The organism is Micromonospora sp. NBC_00421, from assembly GCF_036017915.1.
GTDB lineage: Bacteria > Actinomycetota > Actinomycetes > Mycobacteriales > Micromonosporaceae > Micromonospora.
In genome coordinates this window covers 4,673,403-4,690,173 of the sequence record NZ_CP107929.1, presented here as the reverse complement: position 1 = coordinate 4,690,173, position 16,771 = coordinate 4,673,403, and the positions used below count along the sequence as shown (strand labels likewise).

Genomic DNA, 16,771 nt, shown 5'->3' with positions numbered 1-16,771 from the left:
CAAACCTCTTGATCACCGGGGTGGGCGGGGGTGGGCGCGGGTGGGCGGGGTGGGTGGGGTGGTGGGGGGAGCGGGGTGGGGGAGCGGGGTTATTGGGGGTCGGTGGGGAGGAGGGACCAGAGGACCGTGTCGGGGCGGGGGGTGGTGCCCTGGGCGGGGAGGCGGGCGCGCATCAGGCCCTCCTGGTGGAAGCCGGCCCGTTGCAGGACCCGCTGGGAGGCGGTGTCCCAGGGGGCGTTGCCGGCCCAGAGGCGGGCCAGGCCGACCGGGCCGAACGCCCAGCCGGAGAGCAGCCGGACGGCCCGGGTGGCCAGACCCCGGCCGCGCGCCTCGGGCAACAGGCTGTAGCCGATCATCGCCTGGCCGGTGGCCGGTTCGTCGTAGATCAGGGCGCAGCCGCCGACCATCGCGCCGGTCACCGCGTCGAGCAGCGCGAAGTCGGCCGACCGGCCGGTCAGCCATTCGCTCTCGGCGACGGCGCAACGTCGGGCGATGTCTGCCCGGGTCGGTGGGGCCTGACGGACCCGGGTCGCCACCACCTCGGGGCGGGTGTACAGCCGGTACAGCGGCTCGGCGTCCGCAGGTGAGAGCCGCCGCAACGTCACCACCCCGTCGGTGAGCCGGCCGTCGGGTAGATCCGGCAGCGGGCGCGGGGCCGGGCCGGGTGGGTCGCCGGCGAGGCGTACCCAGGCGAGCAGGTCGTGCCGGCTGCCGTCGCGGTCCTGGCCGGCGGACCGGCGTACCCCCTCGGGGTGGAAACCGGCGGCCAGCGCGACCCGCTGGCTGACCGGGTTCTCGGCGTGGACGAGCAGCTCCAGCCGGGTCAGGCCGGCCCGGAACGCGGCGGTCGCCAGCGCCCGGGTGGCCGCGGTGGCGATCCCGCGCCGCCGCGCCCAGGGTGCCACCCAGTAGCCCAGCTCCGCCTGACCCCGGCCGGGCGCGAGGTGGCCGAGCCCGGCACCGCCGACGAGCCGGTCGGTGCCGGCGTCGACGATCGCGTACGCGACGCCGCCGCTCCGCCAGGCCGCCGGGGCGCCCTCGGTGATCCACCGGTGGGCGTCGGCCAGGGTGTACGGCTTCGGCATCGTCGGGTTGAACCGCAGGTTCACCGGATCGGCACACCCGGCGGCGAGGTCGTCGGTGTCGGTCAGGCGGTACGGCCGCAGCCGCAGCCGGCCGGCCTCGATGATCTCCGGCGTCACGTCAGGTCCTCGGCGAGCAGCGCGCCGACCCAGGCGTCGATCCGGTTCCCCCGCTGCGACACCCCGCCCCGCAGCGTGCCCTCGACGGTGAAACCGGCCTTCTCGGCGACCCGGCGGGAGGCGGTGTTGCCGACGTGGGCCTTCCACTCGACCCGGGCCAGGCCCAGGCTGGTGACACCCCAGGCGGCGAGCGCGCCGAGCGCGGCCGGCATCCAGCCCCGCCCCCGTGCGTGCGGCGCGGTCATGAAACCGACCTCGGCCAGCAGCGGATCGGTGGGGCTCAACCGCAGGTCGACGGTGCCGGCGTAGGCGTCGTCCGGGTCGGCCAGCACGAAGCACGCGCTGCTGCCCCGCGCCCAGGACAGCCCGCCGTAGCCCAGGTAGTCCTCCGCATCGGTGCGCTGGTATGTGTGCGGCACGCTGGTCCACCGGACGGTCTCGGCGTCCCGGCAGGTGGCGACCACCCCGTCCAGGTCCCGTTCCTCCATCGGCCGCAGCCGCAGCTCGGTGCCGCCGGTGGTGGCGAACAGGACGGGTTGCGGTCGGCCGAACACGGCGGCCCGGCGGGCGTCCAGGGTGCCCGGCCCGGCCGGACCGGGTGCACCGCCGGCCGGCACCTGGCCGGCCGGCACCTCGCCGGGCAGTAGCGAGCCGATCCAGCCCTCGGCCCGACCGCCCTCGACGGGGTGGGCGAGCCGCAGTTCGCCGGAGACCTGGAAGCCGGCCCGCAGCGCGACCAGCCGGGAGAAGTGGTTGCCGACCTCGGCCTGCCAGACGAGTCGGCGTAGCGCCAGCGCCCCGAAGGCCCAGCGGGCGACCGCCCGGACGGCCCGGACGGTGACCCCCCGGCCGCGGGCCCAGGGGGCGGTCCAGTAGCCGATCTCGGCGGAGTCGAGGGCGCGGTCGATCGAGACCAGGCCGCAGGAGCCGAGCAGCTCGCCGGTGGCCGCGTCGCAGACCGCGAACGGCGCGCCGGTGCCGTCGGCCCAGGCCCGGGGAGCGATCTCGGTGACGAATCCGTGGGCGTGTTCAGGCCGGTACGGACGCGGTACGGTGGTCCAGCGCTGGATGTCCGGGTCCTGGCAAGCCCGGTGTACGTCGTCGGCGTCCGCGGCGAGCCACGGACGCAGCAGCATGCCGCCCTCGATGATCTCCACAGGCTCCATCCGAGTCATCGTGCCGGATCGTTCGCGGTAGGCGTAACCGGATAACCGCCGGTGGCGGGCCGAGCCGAGTGTTATGTCGGTTTAGTCGGGCCGGACCGCCGCCACCAGTGACCATCGCGCCGACGGAGCGCCTACGATGGTTCGAGACTGTCTAGGGGAGCGTTGATCCGTGTCGATTCTGGAAAAGGTCCTCCGCGCGGGCGAGGGCCGTATGGTGCGCCGGCTGAAGGCCATCGCCGCCGCCGTCAACTCGATCGAGGACGACTACGTCAACCTCACCGACGACGAGCTGCGGTCACTGACCGATCAGTACCGGGAGCGGCTCGCCGACGGTGAGACCCTCGACGACCTGCTGCCCGAGGCGTTCGCCACGGTGCGCGAGGCGGCTGCCCGGGTGCTCGGCCAGCGGCCGTACGACGTCCAGGTGATGGGTGGCGCGGCACTGCACTTCGGCAACATCGCCGAGATGAAGACCGGTGAGGGCAAGACGCTGACCTCGGTCATGGCGGTCTACCTCAACGCGCTCTCCGGCAAGGGCGTGCACGTGGTCACCGTCAACGACTACCTGGCCCAGCGCGACGCCGCCTGGATGGGCCAGGTGCACGAGTTCCTGGGCCTGACCGTCGGCGTGGTGCTGCCCAACAGGCCGGCCGTCGAGCACAAGGCCGCCTACGAGTGCGACATCACCTACGGCACCAACAACGAGTTCGGCTTCGACTACCTGCGCGACAACATGGCGTGGTCGCATGACGAGTTGGTGCAGCGTGGGCACAACTTCGCGGTGGTCGACGAGGTCGACTCGATCCTGATCGACGAGGCCCGGACCCCGCTGATCATCTCCGGCCCGGCCGAGCACTCCGCCCGCTGGTACGGCGAGTTCGCCGGGGTGGTGGCCCGCCTCCAGTCCGGCAAGGACGGCGAGGGCGACTACGAGGTCGACTACGCCAAGCGCACCATCGCGGTCACCGAGCGCGGCGTGGCCAAGGTGGAGGACCGGCTCGGCATCGACAACCTCTACGAGTCGGTGAACACCCCGCTGGTCGGCTACCTCAACAACGCGATCAAGGCCAAGGAGCTCTACAAGCGCGACAAGGACTACATCGTCAGCGACGGCGAGGTCCTGATCGTCGACGAGTTCACCGGGCGCATCCTGCACGGCCGCCGCTACAACGAGGGCATGCACCAGGCGATCGAGGCCAAGGAGGGGGTGGAGATCAAGCAGGAGAACCAGACCCTGGCCACCATCACCCTCCAGAACTACTTCCGCCTCTACGAGAAGCTCTCCGGCATGACCGGTACCGCCCAGACCGAGGCGGGCGAGTTCAACAAGGTCTACAAGGTCGGCGTGGTGACCATCCCGACGCACCGGCCGATGGTCCGGATGGACAAGGCCGACGTCATCTACAAGACCGAGAAGGCCAAGTTCAACGCGGTCATCGAGGACATCGCCGAGCGGCACCAGGCCGGCCAGCCGGTGCTGGTCGGCACCGTCTCGGTGGAGAACTCCGAGATCCTGTCCACGCTGCTGCGCCGCCGGGGCATCCCGCACTCGGTGCTCAACGCGAAGTTCCACGCCCGCGAGGCCGAGATCGTCGCCCAGGCCGGCCGCAAGGGTGCGGTCACCGTCGCCACCAACATGGCCGGCCGCGGCACCGACATCCTGCTCGGCGGCAACGCCGAGTTCCTCGCCGCCAACGAGCTGCGCCAGCGTGGCCTCGACCCGGCCGAGCAGGAGGACGAGTACGCCAAGGCGATGGAGGAGGTCCTCCCCACCTGGAAGCAGGCGTGCGAGACCGAGGCCGAGGAGGTCGCCGCCGCCGGTGGCCTCTACGTGCTCGGCACCGAGCGGCACGAGTCCCGCCGGATCGACAACCAGCTGCGCGGTCGGGCCGGCCGGCAGGGTGACCCGGGCGAGTCCCGGTTCTACCTGTCGCTGCAGGACGAGCTGATGAAGCGGTTCCGGGCCGGTGCCGTCGAGGCGGTGATGGAGCGGTTCAACATCCCGGAGGACGTGCCCATCGAGTCGAAGATGGTCACCCGGCAGATCAAGAACGCCCAGGCCCAGATCGAGGGCCAGAACGCCGAGATCCGCAAGAACGTCCTGAAGTACGACGAGGTGCTCAACAAGCAGCGCCAGGTGATCTACGCCGAGCGGCTGCGCGTGCTCAACGGCGAGGACCTCTCCGACCAGGTCCGCAACATGATCGACGACACCGTCGGCGCGTACGTGGTGGGAGCCACCAGCGACGGCTACGCCGAGGACTGGGACCTCGACCAGCTCTGGACGAGCCTCAAGCAGCTCTACCCGGTCGGCGTCACCGTGGAGGAACTGGAGGAGGAGGTCGGCTCCCGGGCCGGCCTGGACCAGGACTTCCTGCTCGCCCGCCTCCGGGAGGACGCGAACGCCGCGTACGACAGGCGCGAGGAGAGCCTCGGCGAGGAGGCCACCCGGCAGCTTGAGCGGATGGTGCTGCTCCAGGTCATCGACCGCAAGTGGCGTGAGCACCTCTACGAGATGGACTACCTCCAGGAGGGCATCAGCCTCCGGGCGTACGCCCAGCGCGACCCGGTCATCGAGTACCAGCGCGAGGGCTTCGACATGTTCGCCACCATGATGGAGGGCATCAAGGAGGAGACGGTCGGCTTCCTCTACAACCTCGAGGTGCAGGTCCAGGAGCCGGAGCCGGAGGCCGAGGAGGTCCAGCTGCTGGAGAAGCCGGTCGAGATCCGGGCCAAGGGGCTCAACCGCGCGCCGCAGCAGCAGGGCCTGCAATACTCCGCCCCCACCATCGACGGTGAGGCCGGCGCGGGCGCGGTGACCGTGGAGCGGCCCGAGCCGGCGCCTTCGGCGCCGGCGCTCGGCATCGGGGGCGGGCAGCAGCAGCCCCGGCCCCAGGCCCGGCCCGCCGCCGGTCCGTCGCCTCGCCCGGCTGCCGCCGGGGCGAGCGGCCAGGCCGCCGCGGCCAGCACCGCCCGACGCAACACGGGCCCGGTCGACCGGGCGGCCGAGGGTGGCCCGTCCCGTAACGCCCCCTGCCCGTGCGGCTCCGGCCGTAAGTACAAGCGCTGCCACGGCGCACCCAACGGCGGCGCCTGATCCGCACCGAAAGGACGCCCGCCCGCGCTGCCTAGCGGGCGGGCGTCCTGCCGTTCCTGTCGTGACGCTTGCCCCGTCCTGCCACCCCCGTCCTGCCACCCCCGTGTGCCGCCTTCCGCGGTGATCAAGAAGTTTGCGTCAGTTCGATCTCCGGGGATGACCTAAACCTCTTGATCAACACTCCGCCGGCGCGGCGCGGCGCGGCGCGGCGCGGGGCGGGGCGGCGGGGCGCGGGGCGGCGGGGCGCGGGGCGGGGTGGGGGGCGGGGTCAGATGACCTGGAGGGTGGTGCAGAGCCAGCGGCCCCGGCGGTGTTCCAGGCGGAGCGCCATTGCCCAGGTGCGACCGCCGGCGGTGACCACGGCGGCCACCTCGACCGCTGCGGCTCGTGGCTCACACACCCGCAGCCGGCGTAGGTGTACGGCGGGCCGGGTGGAGCGCCGACGCACCGGCGGCGTGCGGGAGGCGGCGCGGGCGAGTTGTTCGGTCACCTCGACGGTGGAGCCCGGCTCGACCAGGGCCCGGATCTGGCCGGGGGGCCGGTAGCCGTTGAGGATCTCCAGGCAGGTGCCGACGAACCGGTGGGCCGCGCGGGTCGCCTCGGGAGTGGCGGTGGCGGGCGGTGGCGGTGGCGGGGCGGCCGGATGCCCGGGGCGGGGCCGGGGGTCGGGTCGCCTGCTGGCCGGGCGGCCGACGGGCGGTTGTCCCGTACCGAACAGGTCGAGGGCGAGTTGGCCGGCTGGCCGGGGCCACAGATCAGGCACCTCGTCGACGTAGGGCGGATCGGCGACGGGGGCGGGGCGCAACCGGATCGGCGGTCGGGTCGGCCCCGGACGGCGGGAGTCGGCCATCGCTGCCCCCTCGTTCTCTACGTTTGCCTACGTTTGCTTCCGACAGCGTCGATTGTCGGGCATGGCAACGCGCGGGGTCAATGGCTCAGCGGGTTGGCGTGATCACTCCGGGTCGCGGTCGGTGAGCGGGTTGCCGCGTACCCACTCGGCAGTCTCGGCGTACTTGAGCTGGATGTACTCCTCCAGCCGGGCGCGCTCGACCCGCCACTGACCCCGTCCGCCGATCTTGATGGCGGGCAGCTCGCCGCTGCGTACCATGTGGTAGACCTGCGAGTCCGACACGTTCAGCTCGGCGGCCACGTCGGAGAGCAGGAGAAACCTCGGCTCCACGGAAACCCCTCGGCTTGGCGTCGTTGGGCTCAGTTTGCCACCGACTGCCTTCCCCGCCCAGCACCGGACCCTGCCGGCCAGCCCTCACTGTCAGGTCCACGACCGACCGGCTCTGACCGACCGGCTCCGACCGACCCACCGGTTCGGACCGGCTCTGACCGAGCGGCTCTGACCCGACCGGCCCCGGCCGTCGGTGCCCGTCCGTGTGGAGCGGTCCCCCGGGCGCAGGGTGGTGTCGTCCGTCGGTGCGGCGGCTTCCCCCGGGGCGGTGCGCGGTGTATGACGGTCTCGGCGTACGGCATGATCGGCCTTCGGGGTTTCCATGGTCCCTCCCGGACGGCGAGGGCCGTCACGAGCCGGCGTGGGCCCGGGTCGAGAGGCCCGGCGAGCACGGCCGGGTGGGACCGTAACGGACAGGGGAGACGATGGTGGGCGACGAGTTGGTCCGGGTGTACGTGCCGGCGACCGTGCCGATGCTGGCCCTGCTGCGCGAGCGGGGACTGCCGGCCAGCGGCGGGCACGCGGTCACCCCCATGCTGCGGGAGTGGTACGCCGAGGGCGACGAGGAGGAGCTGGAGTACGTCGCCTTCACCCGGGCCGCCCAGGACGCCCTGCAACTGCTGCGGGAGGATTCGGCCGCGCCCCGCCGTCGGGTGGTCGTCTCGGTGGACCTGCCCGCGACCGCCGTCGGTCGGGGCGACGGCGAGCTGGGCTCCAGCGTGGTGGAGCTCGACGGGCCGGTGCCGGCGTCGGCGGTGGCCGCCTTGCACGTGGACGGGACCGACGCGGTCGAGGACGTGGCCGCCGCCGTCGACGTGGTGGTCGAGGCGCTCGACGGTGACCCGGACGCCCAGTTCACCGTCGACGGGGCCGAGGACCACGAGTTGGAGTGGTACGCCCCCTCCGAGTGGGAACTGCTGCTCCGCACCGCCTCCTGACCCTCCCGCCGAAGCGGGCCCGCCGGCCGGCGGGACGGGAGTGGTGCCTGGCGGCGGTGGGACGCCGGGTGACGGCCGGGATCAGTCCTCGGCGGGCTCTGGGTCGTCGTCGCGGGGGGTCGGGCCGAGGGTGCGGCCGAAGAGGACGACCGCGGTCAGTGCGCCGACGAAGAGCACCCAGATGCCGTTGTCGACCCGCGAGGTGCCCATGCTGGTCTGGGCCACCGCGTCCGCCTCGCTCAACGCGCCGGCCAGGTCCAGCAGGGTCCGGCCGCCGACCCGGATGATCACCTCGGTGAGCAGCAGGAGCAGGCCGGGGCCGCCCCCGGCGACCAGGTAGGCGGGCCAGCGCGGGGCCGGGGCGTCGGGGGCGTGCCGGATCGCCCGGCGGCGGGCCCAGGTGAGGTAGCCGAAGGCGAGCAGCCCGGCGAGCAGCCCGGCGAGCAGCGACTCGGTGCGGGAGACCCACTTCGCCGCCCCGACCAGCGACGCCTGGGAGTCGTCGGCGCCGAACAGGTCGAACAGCGGGTCGCGGGCCTGGCTGAAGAGCACCACGAAGAGCAGGGTGCCGAGCGCGGCGGTGACCGCCGCGCCGACCGGTCCCGGGGTACGGGCTCCGGCGAGCGCCCCACCGATGATTGCCGCCGCCGCGCTGGTGCCGGCGATGGTGTTGGTGGTGGCGTTGTCGGCGTACGTCAGGTTGATGGCCAGGGCGGTGCCCAGCCCGAGCAGCATGCCGGCGCCGATCGCCGCCGCGAAGCGCAGCGAGGCGCGGTCGCCGAGCCGGCGGGCGGTCAGCTCGCTCGCGGCCAGCGCGACGGCCGCACCGGCGACCAGTGCGGCGGAGATCACCCCGGGCAGGGCGAAGGCGGAGAGGGTGATCGCGGTGAGGCCGACCGCCGCCGAGTGGATCGCCTCCCGGGTGGACCACAGCATCGCGGCCAGCCAGCCGACCGCCAGCAGCGCCAGCACCGGCGTGCCGGGGGCGTAGCCCGTCCGCCCGGCCGGCTCGTCGGTCGGCGGGTCGATGGACGCGGCCGTCGAACTGCCGGGCTGGTTGCTCATCGTCTCCCTCTCGACACCGCGCCACCCCGGCACCGGGACGGGCCCTTCTCGCCAACCAGCGTACGCGGGCGGGCCGGGTCGACCCGGGCTGGGCGTGGGCGCTCCCGACCGGCCCGGTCGGCCTCGGCCGCCCGAACCGGCGACCCTGCTTTTCGTCGGCCCACCGACGCGTTCCGAAGGGAATCGTCGCCGGATGGGCGATTGTGCCTCGCTATCCACGGCGCAGGCCGGGCGGGGCGTGAGTCGACCGGGATGGGCGTGGGAGAATCGTCGCCAGGTCCCGCCGCCGCGCCAGGTACGCCGCGTGGCGTCCGGCGTCCGGCCGTCCGGTCGACGCCTGCGGGGCCGATTTCGCCGCCGCTGTCGAGATCGCCCAGGAGCCTGTGATGGACGCCGTCTTCTCCGTACCCGAGCCGCACAACGAGCCGGTACGCACCTACGAGCCGGGCAGCGCCGACCGGGAGCGGCTCCAGCGACGGCTGACCGAGCTGGCCGCCGAGCGGATCGACCTGCCGATGACCATCGCGGGCACCCGGCGGATGGCCGGTGGCGACCCGATCGACGTGGTCCAGCCGCACCGGCACGCGCACGTTCTCGGGGTCACCGGCCACGCCACCCACGACGACGCCCGTGCTGCGGTGCAGGCCGCCAAGGACGCCGCGCCGATGTGGCGGGCGCTCCCGTTCGAGGAGCGGGCCGCGATCTTCCTGCGCGCCGCCGAGCTGCTCGCCGGCCCATGGCGGGACACCCTCAACGCGGCCACCATGCTCGGCCAGTCCAAGACCGCCGTCCAGGCGGAGATCGACTCGGCCTGCGAGTTCATCGACTTCCTCCGGTTCAACGTGCACTTCGCCCGCGAGTTGCTGGCGGCCCAGCCGAACTCGTCGCCGGGGGTGTGGAACCGGTTCGACCACCGTCCGCTCGAAGGTTTCGTCTACGCGGTGACCCCGTTCAACTTCACCGCGATCGCCGGCAACCTGCCCTCGGCGCCGGCTCTGCTCGGCAACACCGTGGTCTGGAAGCCGGGCCCGACCCAGCAGTTCGCGGCGCACTTCACCATGCGGCTGTTCGAGGCGGCCGGGCTGCCCCCCGGCGTGATCAACATGGTCACCGGGCGGGGCGAGGAGGTCTCCGACGTGGTGCTCGCCGACCCCGACCTGGCCGGCATCCACTTCACCGGCTCGACCAGGGTGTTCCAGCAGCTGTGGCGCACCGTCGGCGAGAACATCGCCGGCTACCGGGGTTACCCCCGGCTGGTCGGCGAGACCGGCGGCAAGGACTTCGTCGTGGCGCACTCCAGCGCCGACGTCGACGCCCTGCACACCGCGCTGCTCCGGGGCGCCTACGAATACCAGGGCCAGAAGTGTTCGGCCGCCTCGCGGGCGTACGTCCCCCGGTCGCTCTGGGAGGGTGGGCTGCGGGACCGGCTGGCCGCCACCGCCGACTCGCTGACCTACGGCGACGTGACCGACTTCGGCAACTTCGGCGGTGCGGTGATCGACGCCCGGGCGTACGCCCGGCACACCGCCGCGCTGGAGCTGATCGCCGGGGACGACAGCTGCCGGGTGCTGGCCGGGGGCACCGCCGACGACTCGGTCGGGTGGTTCGTGCGGCCGACCCTGTTCGAGTGCGCCGACCTGGCACACGAGACGTTCACCACCGAGTACTTCGGCCCGATCCTCGGCGTGCACGTCTTCGACGACGCCCGGTTCGACGACGTGGTCGCCCAGGCCGAGTCGATCGCCCCGTACGCGCTGACCGGGTCGATCTTCGCCACCGACCGCCGGGTGGTCGACGCGGTCGCCGAGAAGATGCGGTACGCGGCCGGCAACTTCTACATCAACGACAAGCCGACCGGCGCGGTGGTCGGGCAGCAGCCCTTCGGCGGCGCGCGGGCCAGCGGCACCAACGACAAGGCCGGGTCGTGGCACAACCTGGTCCGCTGGATGTCACCCCGGACCATCAAGGAGACGTTCGTGCCGCCGACCGACCACACGTACCCGCACATGGGCTGAACCGGCGTCGGCCGGCGGTGCCGCGCCCCAGGTCACCGCCGGCCACGCCGCCGCGCGGGGTGACCGACGGTGGTCCTGGGAGCACTGTCGCCGGCCGACAGTGCACATTGGAAATCCTCCCGGGTGGCAAATCCGGAAATCCTGGACGCCGGGACCGCAAAGTGGCAGCTTAGAGGGCATGGCGGATTCCGGAGTCAACCCCACTGCGGCGGCCCTGCTGGGGTTGTTGCATGAGGGCCCGATGACAGGCGGCCAGCTGATGGCCGCCGCTGAGCGCCGACTGGCGCCGTACTGGTCTATGACACGCAGTCAGGTCTACCGTGAGTTGCCGGTGCTGGCGGAGCGTGGTTTCGTGCGGCTGGGCAAGCCCGGGCCGCGGATGAGCCAACCCTACGCGATAACCGCGTCCGGGAAGCGGACCTTCTCCCGCTGGCTGGCGGAGAACCCCGGCCGGGACACCATCCGCAACCCGATCGCCCTGCGGATCGCGTTCGGCAACCTGCACTCGGCCAGTCAGCTCAAGAACCTCTACACCTCGGCCAACGAATACCACACCGAGGCCCTCGCGTACGTCCGGGAGCAGGTCAAGACCGCCAAGAAGGAGGGCGACGAGTACGACGCCAGCGCGCTGGAGTTCGCCGTCGCCTACCACAAGGCCGCGCTGTCCTGGCTCAAGACCGCCCCGGTCGGCTGATCATCCGCCCTGGTAGGTGGTGTGCAGTGAGCGGACCGCCGCACGCACAGTACCCTTGTCTGTCGTGACCGCTGCCGATTACGCCGAACAACTCAAGGAACTCGACGCGACCCTGCGCAACATCGAGTCGGTGCTCGACCTCGACCGCCTGCGGGAGGAGAAGGCCCGGCTGGAGGAGCAGGCGTCCGCGCCGGATCTCTGGGACGACCAGGCCCGGGCACAGCAGGTGACCTCGCAGCTGTCGTACGTCAACGGCGAGATCAGCAAGCTGGGCAGCCTGCGGTCCGGGCTGGACGACGCCCGGGTGCTGCTGGAGCTGGCCGAGGACGAGGCAGACTCCGGGGTGCTCGGCGAGGTCGAGTCGGAGATCGCCGGGCTGACCCGGGCCATCCAGGAGATGGAGGTCCGCACCCTGCTCTCCGGCGAGTACGACTCCCGGGAGGCGCTTGTCGCCATCCGGGCGGGCGCGGGCGGGGTGGACGCCGCCGACTTCGCCGAGATGCTGCTGCGGATGTACCTGCGCTGGGCCGAGCGGCACGGCTACCCGACGGAGGTCTACGAGACCTCGTACGCCGAGGAGGCCGGCCTCAAGTCCGCCACCTTCACCGTGAAGGTCCCGTACGCCTACGGCACGCTCAGCGTCGAGTCGGGCACCCACCGGCTGGTCCGGATCAGCCCGTTCGACAACCAGGGCCGTCGGCAGACCAGTTTCGCCGGGGTCGAGGTGCTGCCGGTCACCGAGCAGACCGACCACATCGACATCCCGGAGAACGAGGTACGGGTGGACGTCTACCGGTCGTCCGGCCCGGGTGGGCAGAGCGTCAACACCACCGACTCGGCGGTGCGACTCACCCACATCCCCACCGGCATCGTGGTGACCTGCCAGAACGAGAAGTCCCAGCTCCAGAACAAGGCCTCCGCGATGCGGGTGCTCCAGTCCCGGCTGCTGGAGCGCAAGCGGCAGGAGGAGGAGGCGAAGCTGGCCGGTCTGAAGACCGGGAGCACCAGCTCCTGGGGCGACCAGATGCGCTCGTACGTGCTGCACCCTTATCAGATGGTGAAGGATCTGCGAACCGAGCAGGAGACCGGCAATCCGTCCTCGGTCTTCGACGGCGAGCTGGACAGCTTCATCGAAGCCGGTATCCGCTGGCGCAAACAGCAGCAGCTCGCCAACGACGCTGCGTGATCGATCGTGGACGGGGCGCGTCATCGATGCCGGGTTGACCGGGTGAATCGACGACGCGCCTCGCATCGGCGGGGCGTGGCACTTGGCTCTGCGGTTACACCGCGTAGACTCACGACCCGTGATTCAGCTTGAGCAAGTGACGAAGACGTACCCGAAGGCGTCCCGGCCTTCGCTCGACAACGTGTCCGTCTCGATCGAGAAGGGCGAGTTCGTCTTCTTCATCGGGCCATCGGGCTCCGGGAAGTCCACGATCATCAAAATGCTGCTGCACGAGGTCGCCCCCAACAAGGGCCGGGTCGTCGTCAACGGCAAGGACGTCACCTCGATGCGTTCCTGGAAGCGACCCCACTTCCGGCGTTCCATCGGCTGTGTCTTCCAGGACTTCCGGCTGCTGCCGAACCGCACCGCCTACGAGAACGTGGCGTTCGCCCTGGAGGTGATCGGCAAGACCAAGGCGGTGGCCCGCCGGGTCGTGCCCGAGGTGCTGGAGTTGGTCGGTCTCGGTGGCAAGGAGCACCGCTACCCGCACGAGCTCTCCGGTGGTGAGCAGCAGCGGGTCGCGGTCGCGCGGGCGTTCGTGAACCGTCCACTGATCCTGCTGGCCGACGAGCCGACCGGAAACCTGGACCCGGACACCTCGATCGAGATCATGCGCCTGCTGGACCGGATCAACCGCACCGGCACGACCGTCGTGATGGTCACGCACGACTCCAACATCGTCAACCAGATGCGCCGCCGGGTCGTCGAGATCGAGAGCGGCCGGATCGTGCGCGACCAGGCCCGCGGCGTCTACGGGTGAGCCGGCGCTCCACCCCTGCCGTACGACCTGACGACGAACACCTCACGCCGGAGAGCCGGAGGAACACCCGATGCGGATGAAGTACGTCCTGTCCGAGGTACTGGTCGGACTGTGGCGCAACGTCACCATGACCGTCGCGATGATCATCACGATGGCGGTCTCGCTGACCATGCTCGGCGCCAGTGGCCTGATGTACAAACAGGTCGGCGACATGAAGGATCTCTACTACAAGAACGTCGAAGTCTCGATCTTCCTGAAGACCGACGTCACCGAGCAGCAGCGCACCGACCTCGACGCCAAGTTGAAGGGCGATCCCCTGGTCAAGGAGGTCCTCTACGTCAACAAGGACGAGGCGTACAAGACCTTCAAGGAGATGTACCAGGACGCGCCCGACCTGGTGAACGCCGTGAAGCCGGACCTGCTGCCCGAGTCGTTCCGGCTGAAGCTGGTCAACCCGGAGCAGTACAAGAACATCTACGACCAGTACCAGGGCACCGAGGGGGTCGACGTGATCGTCGACCAGAGCCGGCTGCTCGACAAGATCTTCAACGTGCTCACCGCGATCCAGAACATCGCGCTGGCCGCCGCGGTGGTGATGGCCATCGCCGCGCTGCTGCTGGTGGCGAACACCATCCAGGTGGCCGCCTACAGCAAGCGGCGTGAGGTCGCGGTCATGAAGCTGGTCGGCGCGTCGAACTGGTTCATCCAGGCGCCGTTCGTGCTGGAGGCGGTGGTCGCCGGCCTGATCGGCTCGTTGCTGGGCCTGGTCGCGCTGATCGGTGCGAAGCAGTTGCTGTTCAGCGGCTCGTTGAAGGCGCTCGAGGGGCTGCTCTCGCCGATCCAGTGGTCGGACATCTTCCTGATGTTCCCGCTGATGGCCGGCGTCGGTGGTCTGATCAGCGCCGCCACCGCCTGGGTCACGCTCCGCTTCTACCTGCGGGTCTAGTCACCGCAGGGGTGTTCCGTGAGGACCCTTCCGCGCCGGGAACAAACGGCGCGGAAGGGTCCTTGTCGTTCGGGTAGCATGATCCCCGCTCGCCGGCCGGACGGCCGGTGCGCGGACCAGGAAGGGGGTGCGCCGATGCCACGGGAAAAGGGCCGCAAGGTGGTCGCCTCCAACAGGAAGGCCCGCCACGACTACGCCATCCTCGACACGTACGAGGCGGGCATGGCGTTGACCGGCACCGAGGTGAAGTCGCTGCGGGCGGGGCGGGCCTCGCTTGTCGACGCCTTCGCCCAGGAGCGCGACGGCGAGCTGTTCCTGCACGGCATGCACATCCCGGAGTACACCCAGGGCACCTGGACCAACCACGAGCCCCGGCGTACCCGCAAGCTGCTGCTGAAGCGGCTGGAGATCGACAAGCTGGTCGGCAAGACCCGCGAGGGCGGCCTGACCATGGTCCCGTTGCAGGTCTACTTCTCCGACGGCTGGGCCAAGGTGGAGATCGCCCTGGCCAAGGGCAAGAAGTCGTACGACAAGCGGCAGGACCTCGCCAAGCGGGACGCCGACCGGGAGATCGCCCGGGTCTCGGGCCGGCGGGGCAAGGGAATGGACGACTGATTCGTCCCGTTTGTCGGGCTGGACGCGCCGACCCGGGGCTCGGGATGAAACCCGTTGCGGTAGGCGTTAGTCTTGTCAGTGCCGCCACATCGGCGGCCCGTCGAGGGGGTGACTGGTTTCGACTTCGTACGCAGCGACAGGGGAAGCGAGCCGAGGAAGCCGACGTCGTCTCGAGAATCGGTCGTCGGAAAACTATAAGCGCCAAGCAAAATCGCGCTGACTTCGCTCTCGCCGCCTGAGGCGAGTAGCTGAGTCTGTCGGCCTGGGAACGCCTTCGTCCCAATAGCCGGCATCAGTTAGGAGGCTGGCCAACCGGACCCGGTCGCGGGGTCCGTGCGGCGAGATCAATCAGCGACTGGGCCCGTCACACCAACTTGCTCGCGTGAGCGGTGGGGCCGAGTAGAGGCATAGCGAGCTGCGCTCGGAGAAGCCCTGACAAACCGGCGAAGGACCCGGGTTCGATTCCCGGCACCTCCACCACACGATGCGCCCCGGTCCCCAAGGACCGGGGCGCATCGCCATTCCTCCCTGACCCACCCGCCCCCGCACTCCCGGGCCTTCCCCGCCCCCGCCCGTCTCTCCCCGCCCCGCCCTGCCCCTGCCCTGCCCCGGCCCCGGCTCCTGCCCCGGCCCCGGCCCCGGCCCCGTTGATCAAGAAGTTTGCGTCATCTGGGGCGATCAACTTGACTTAAACCTCTTGATCAACGGGGCGGGGCGAGGGCGGGGCGGGTGGGGAACCGGGGGCGGGGGTGGGGCGTCTCAGGGGTATGCGGCGACTTGTTTTGGTGGGCTTGGGCCTTCTGGTGGTGGGGGTGGGTGGGTGTGCGCCAGCCGGGGCTGGGCCGGGTGGGGTGGCTGGGGGTGATCCGGGGTGGCATCGGGAGGAGTTCGACAAGCGGGCCGCCGAGGTCGCGGGGGCGTGGCGGCCCGGGGCCGACTGGTCGGGCGGTTACCTGCCGCTGCAGGACGTCACGGTGCTCGTCGGCGATCCCGGCTTCAGCGCCGAGACCGAGGCGGCCTTCCGCGCCGGCTGGTACCGGGACCAGATCGCACTGCCGACGGCCGTGCCCGCCGACGCGGCGATCCGCTTCCCGGACGGTGCCCTGACTGTTCCGCTGGTCAGCGCAGCCGAGGCGTACCGGGAACTGGACCAGGGGGATCCGCAGCCGTGCGAGGGGCGGCCCCGGGCACCGCAGGCTCCCACCTCTACCGACGCCGCCAGGCCGGACGATTCGGTCTCCACCCAGGCCGTCACCCCCTGTATCCCGCTCACCGTCACCGGCGTGGTCCTCGGCACCACCGAGGTACGCACCAGCCGGGGGGTCGCCGTCGTGCCGGCCTGGTTGTTCACCGTGGCCGAGTTGACCACCCAGGTGGCCCGGCTCGCGGTGGCCCCCCGGGCGGTCACCGCCGTGCCCGAACCGTCCACGCCGACCCGGCCACTTCCGGCTGGCGTGGCCGGTGCCGATCGGCTCCAACGGGTCGACGGGACCCGGTTGACGTACACGGTCGCCCTGGGCGCCTGCGACGGCGGGCCCACCGCCCTGGTGCGGGAGAGCGACGACGTGGTGGTGGTCGGCGGCGGCGTGGTCCAGGCCACCGGGGAGTGCATAGATCTCGCGGCACTCAAACCGGTCACCGTGACACTGGCGGCCCCCCTCGGCACGCGCCCGGTCCTCGACGTCGCCACCGGCCGACTCCTCACCCTCACCACCCCCTGACGCGAACGCCGCCCCCACCCCGATGCCGCTGTTGATCAAGAGGTTTGCGTCATCCCCGGCGATCAACTTGACGTAAACCTCTTGATCAACGGGGCGAGGGTGGGGGGTGGGGCGAGGGGGAGGGTGGGGGTGGGGTGGGGTGGGGGG

At 71.4% G+C, this 16,771-nt stretch carries 14 protein-coding genes and 1 other RNA gene; 10 read left to right on the top strand and 5 right to left on the bottom strand.

Annotation, left to right across the window (positions count from 1 at the left end; all coding sequences use genetic code 11):
• Window positions 1-89: 89 nt before the first annotated feature.
• Both OHQ87_RS19575 and OHQ87_RS19570 read right to left on the bottom strand, forming a co-directional pair.
• Window positions 90-1,202 carry a GNAT family N-acetyltransferase gene (locus tag OHQ87_RS19575; RefSeq protein WP_328339856.1) on the bottom strand — a complete coding sequence of 371 codons (1,113 nt, stop codon included), beginning with the start codon at window positions 1,200-1,202 and terminating at the stop codon, window positions 90-92.
• Window positions 1,199-2,368 carry a GNAT family N-acetyltransferase gene (locus OHQ87_RS19570; protein ID WP_328339853.1) on the bottom strand — a complete coding sequence of 390 codons (1,170 nt, stop codon included), beginning with the start codon at window positions 2,366-2,368 and terminating at the stop codon, window positions 1,199-1,201. Before OHQ87_RS19570 ends, OHQ87_RS19575 begins: the two co-directional genes overlap by 4 nt.
• A gap of 169 nt (window positions 2,369-2,537) precedes the next feature.
• On the opposite strand from OHQ87_RS19570, the gene secA reads away from it, so the two are divergent.
• Entirely contained in the window at window positions 2,538-5,465 is a 2,928-nt protein-coding gene (gene secA, locus OHQ87_RS19565) for a preprotein translocase subunit SecA (protein ID WP_328339851.1), read from the top strand.
• Window positions 5,466-5,733: 268 nt separating this feature from the next.
• Here secA and OHQ87_RS19560 read toward each other — a convergent pair whose 3' ends face one another.
• Together OHQ87_RS19560 and OHQ87_RS19555 are read right to left on the bottom strand one after the other, a co-directional pair.
• Window positions 5,734-6,315, bottom strand: a complete 582-nt coding sequence (locus OHQ87_RS19560) for an Rv3235 family protein (protein ID WP_328339849.1) — start codon at window positions 6,313-6,315, stop codon at window positions 5,734-5,736.
• Between the two features lie 102 nt (window positions 6,316-6,417).
• Complete coding sequence (locus tag OHQ87_RS19555; protein ID WP_067306191.1) at window positions 6,418-6,645, bottom strand: helix-turn-helix domain-containing protein; 228 nt, start codon at window positions 6,643-6,645, stop codon at window positions 6,418-6,420.
• Between the two features lie 428 nt (window positions 6,646-7,073).
• Between OHQ87_RS19555 and OHQ87_RS19550 the strand changes: the two genes are divergently transcribed.
• Entirely contained in the window at window positions 7,074-7,583 is a 510-nt protein-coding gene (locus OHQ87_RS19550; RefSeq protein ID WP_328339843.1) for a DUF6912 family protein, read from the top strand.
• An 81-nt stretch (window positions 7,584-7,664) separates the two neighbouring features.
• Here the strand turns inward: OHQ87_RS19550 and OHQ87_RS19545 are convergent, their stop codons facing one another.
• Window positions 7,665-8,648, bottom strand: a complete 984-nt coding sequence (locus tag OHQ87_RS19545) for a hypothetical protein (RefSeq protein ID WP_328339841.1) — start codon at window positions 8,646-8,648, stop codon at window positions 7,665-7,667.
• 386 nt (window positions 8,649-9,034) lie between these two features.
• Between OHQ87_RS19545 and pruA the strand changes: the two genes are divergently transcribed.
• From pruA to OHQ87_RS19505, 8 genes are all read left to right on the top strand, one after another.
• Window positions 9,035-10,663, top strand: a complete 1,629-nt coding sequence (gene pruA, locus OHQ87_RS19540; protein ID WP_328339839.1) for an L-glutamate gamma-semialdehyde dehydrogenase — start codon at window positions 9,035-9,037, stop codon at window positions 10,661-10,663.
• 178 nt (window positions 10,664-10,841) lie between these two features.
• Complete coding sequence (locus tag OHQ87_RS19535; RefSeq protein ID WP_091248492.1) at window positions 10,842-11,357, top strand: PadR family transcriptional regulator; 516 nt, start codon at window positions 10,842-10,844, stop codon at window positions 11,355-11,357.
• 64 nt (window positions 11,358-11,421) lie between these two features.
• Window positions 11,422-12,543, top strand: coding sequence for a peptide chain release factor 2 (gene prfB, locus OHQ87_RS19530; protein WP_328339834.1), 1,122 nt, complete (start codon window positions 11,422-11,424; stop codon window positions 12,541-12,543).
• A gap of 118 nt (window positions 12,544-12,661) precedes the next feature.
• Complete coding sequence (ftsE, locus tag OHQ87_RS19525) at window positions 12,662-13,342, top strand: cell division ATP-binding protein FtsE (protein WP_030331491.1); 681 nt, start codon at window positions 12,662-12,664, stop codon at window positions 13,340-13,342.
• A 70-nt stretch (window positions 13,343-13,412) separates the two neighbouring features.
• On the top strand, window positions 13,413-14,288 hold the full coding sequence (ftsX, locus tag OHQ87_RS19520) for a permease-like cell division protein FtsX (protein WP_328339831.1): 876 nt from the start codon (window positions 13,413-13,415) through the stop codon (window positions 14,286-14,288).
• Window positions 14,289-14,423: 135 nt separating this feature from the next.
• Window positions 14,424-14,903 (top strand): SsrA-binding protein SmpB, encoded by a 480-nt coding sequence (gene smpB, locus OHQ87_RS19515; RefSeq protein ID WP_328339829.1) that lies wholly within the window; start codon window positions 14,424-14,426, stop codon window positions 14,901-14,903.
• Between the two features lie 104 nt (window positions 14,904-15,007).
• Window positions 15,008-15,383: a transfer-messenger RNA gene (gene ssrA, locus OHQ87_RS19510) on the top strand.
• 287 nt (window positions 15,384-15,670) lie between these two features.
• On the top strand, window positions 15,671-16,624 hold the full coding sequence (locus OHQ87_RS19505) for a hypothetical protein (RefSeq protein ID WP_328339828.1): 954 nt from the start codon (window positions 15,671-15,673) through the stop codon (window positions 16,622-16,624).
• The last annotated feature ends 147 nt before the right edge of the window (window positions 16,625-16,771 follow it).

What these genes read in the sequence shown, in the direction of transcription:
- OHQ87_RS19570 (WP_328339853.1), bottom strand. Translation starts at nt 2,368, where the DNA reads ATGGAGCCTGTGGAGATCATCGAGGGCGGCATGCTGCTGCGTCCGTGG.
- OHQ87_RS19560 (WP_328339849.1), bottom strand. Translation starts at nt 6,315, where the DNA reads ATGGCCGACTCCCGCCGTCCGGGGCCGACCCGACCGCCGATCCGGTTG.
- OHQ87_RS19545 (WP_328339841.1), bottom strand. Translation starts at nt 8,648, where the DNA reads ATGAGCAACCAGCCCGGCAGTTCGACGGCCGCGTCCATCGACCCGCCG.
- pruA (WP_328339839.1), top strand. Translation starts at nt 9,035, where the DNA reads ATGGACGCCGTCTTCTCCGTACCCGAGCCGCACAACGAGCCGGTACGC.
- OHQ87_RS19535 (WP_091248492.1), top strand. Translation starts at nt 10,842, where the DNA reads ATGGCGGATTCCGGAGTCAACCCCACTGCGGCGGCCCTGCTGGGGTTG.
- ftsX (WP_328339831.1), top strand. Translation starts at nt 13,413, where the DNA reads ATGCGGATGAAGTACGTCCTGTCCGAGGTACTGGTCGGACTGTGGCGC.
- smpB (WP_328339829.1), top strand. Translation starts at nt 14,424, where the DNA reads ATGCCACGGGAAAAGGGCCGCAAGGTGGTCGCCTCCAACAGGAAGGCC.
- OHQ87_RS19505 (WP_328339828.1), top strand. Translation starts at nt 15,671, where the DNA reads ATGCGGCGACTTGTTTTGGTGGGCTTGGGCCTTCTGGTGGTGGGGGTG.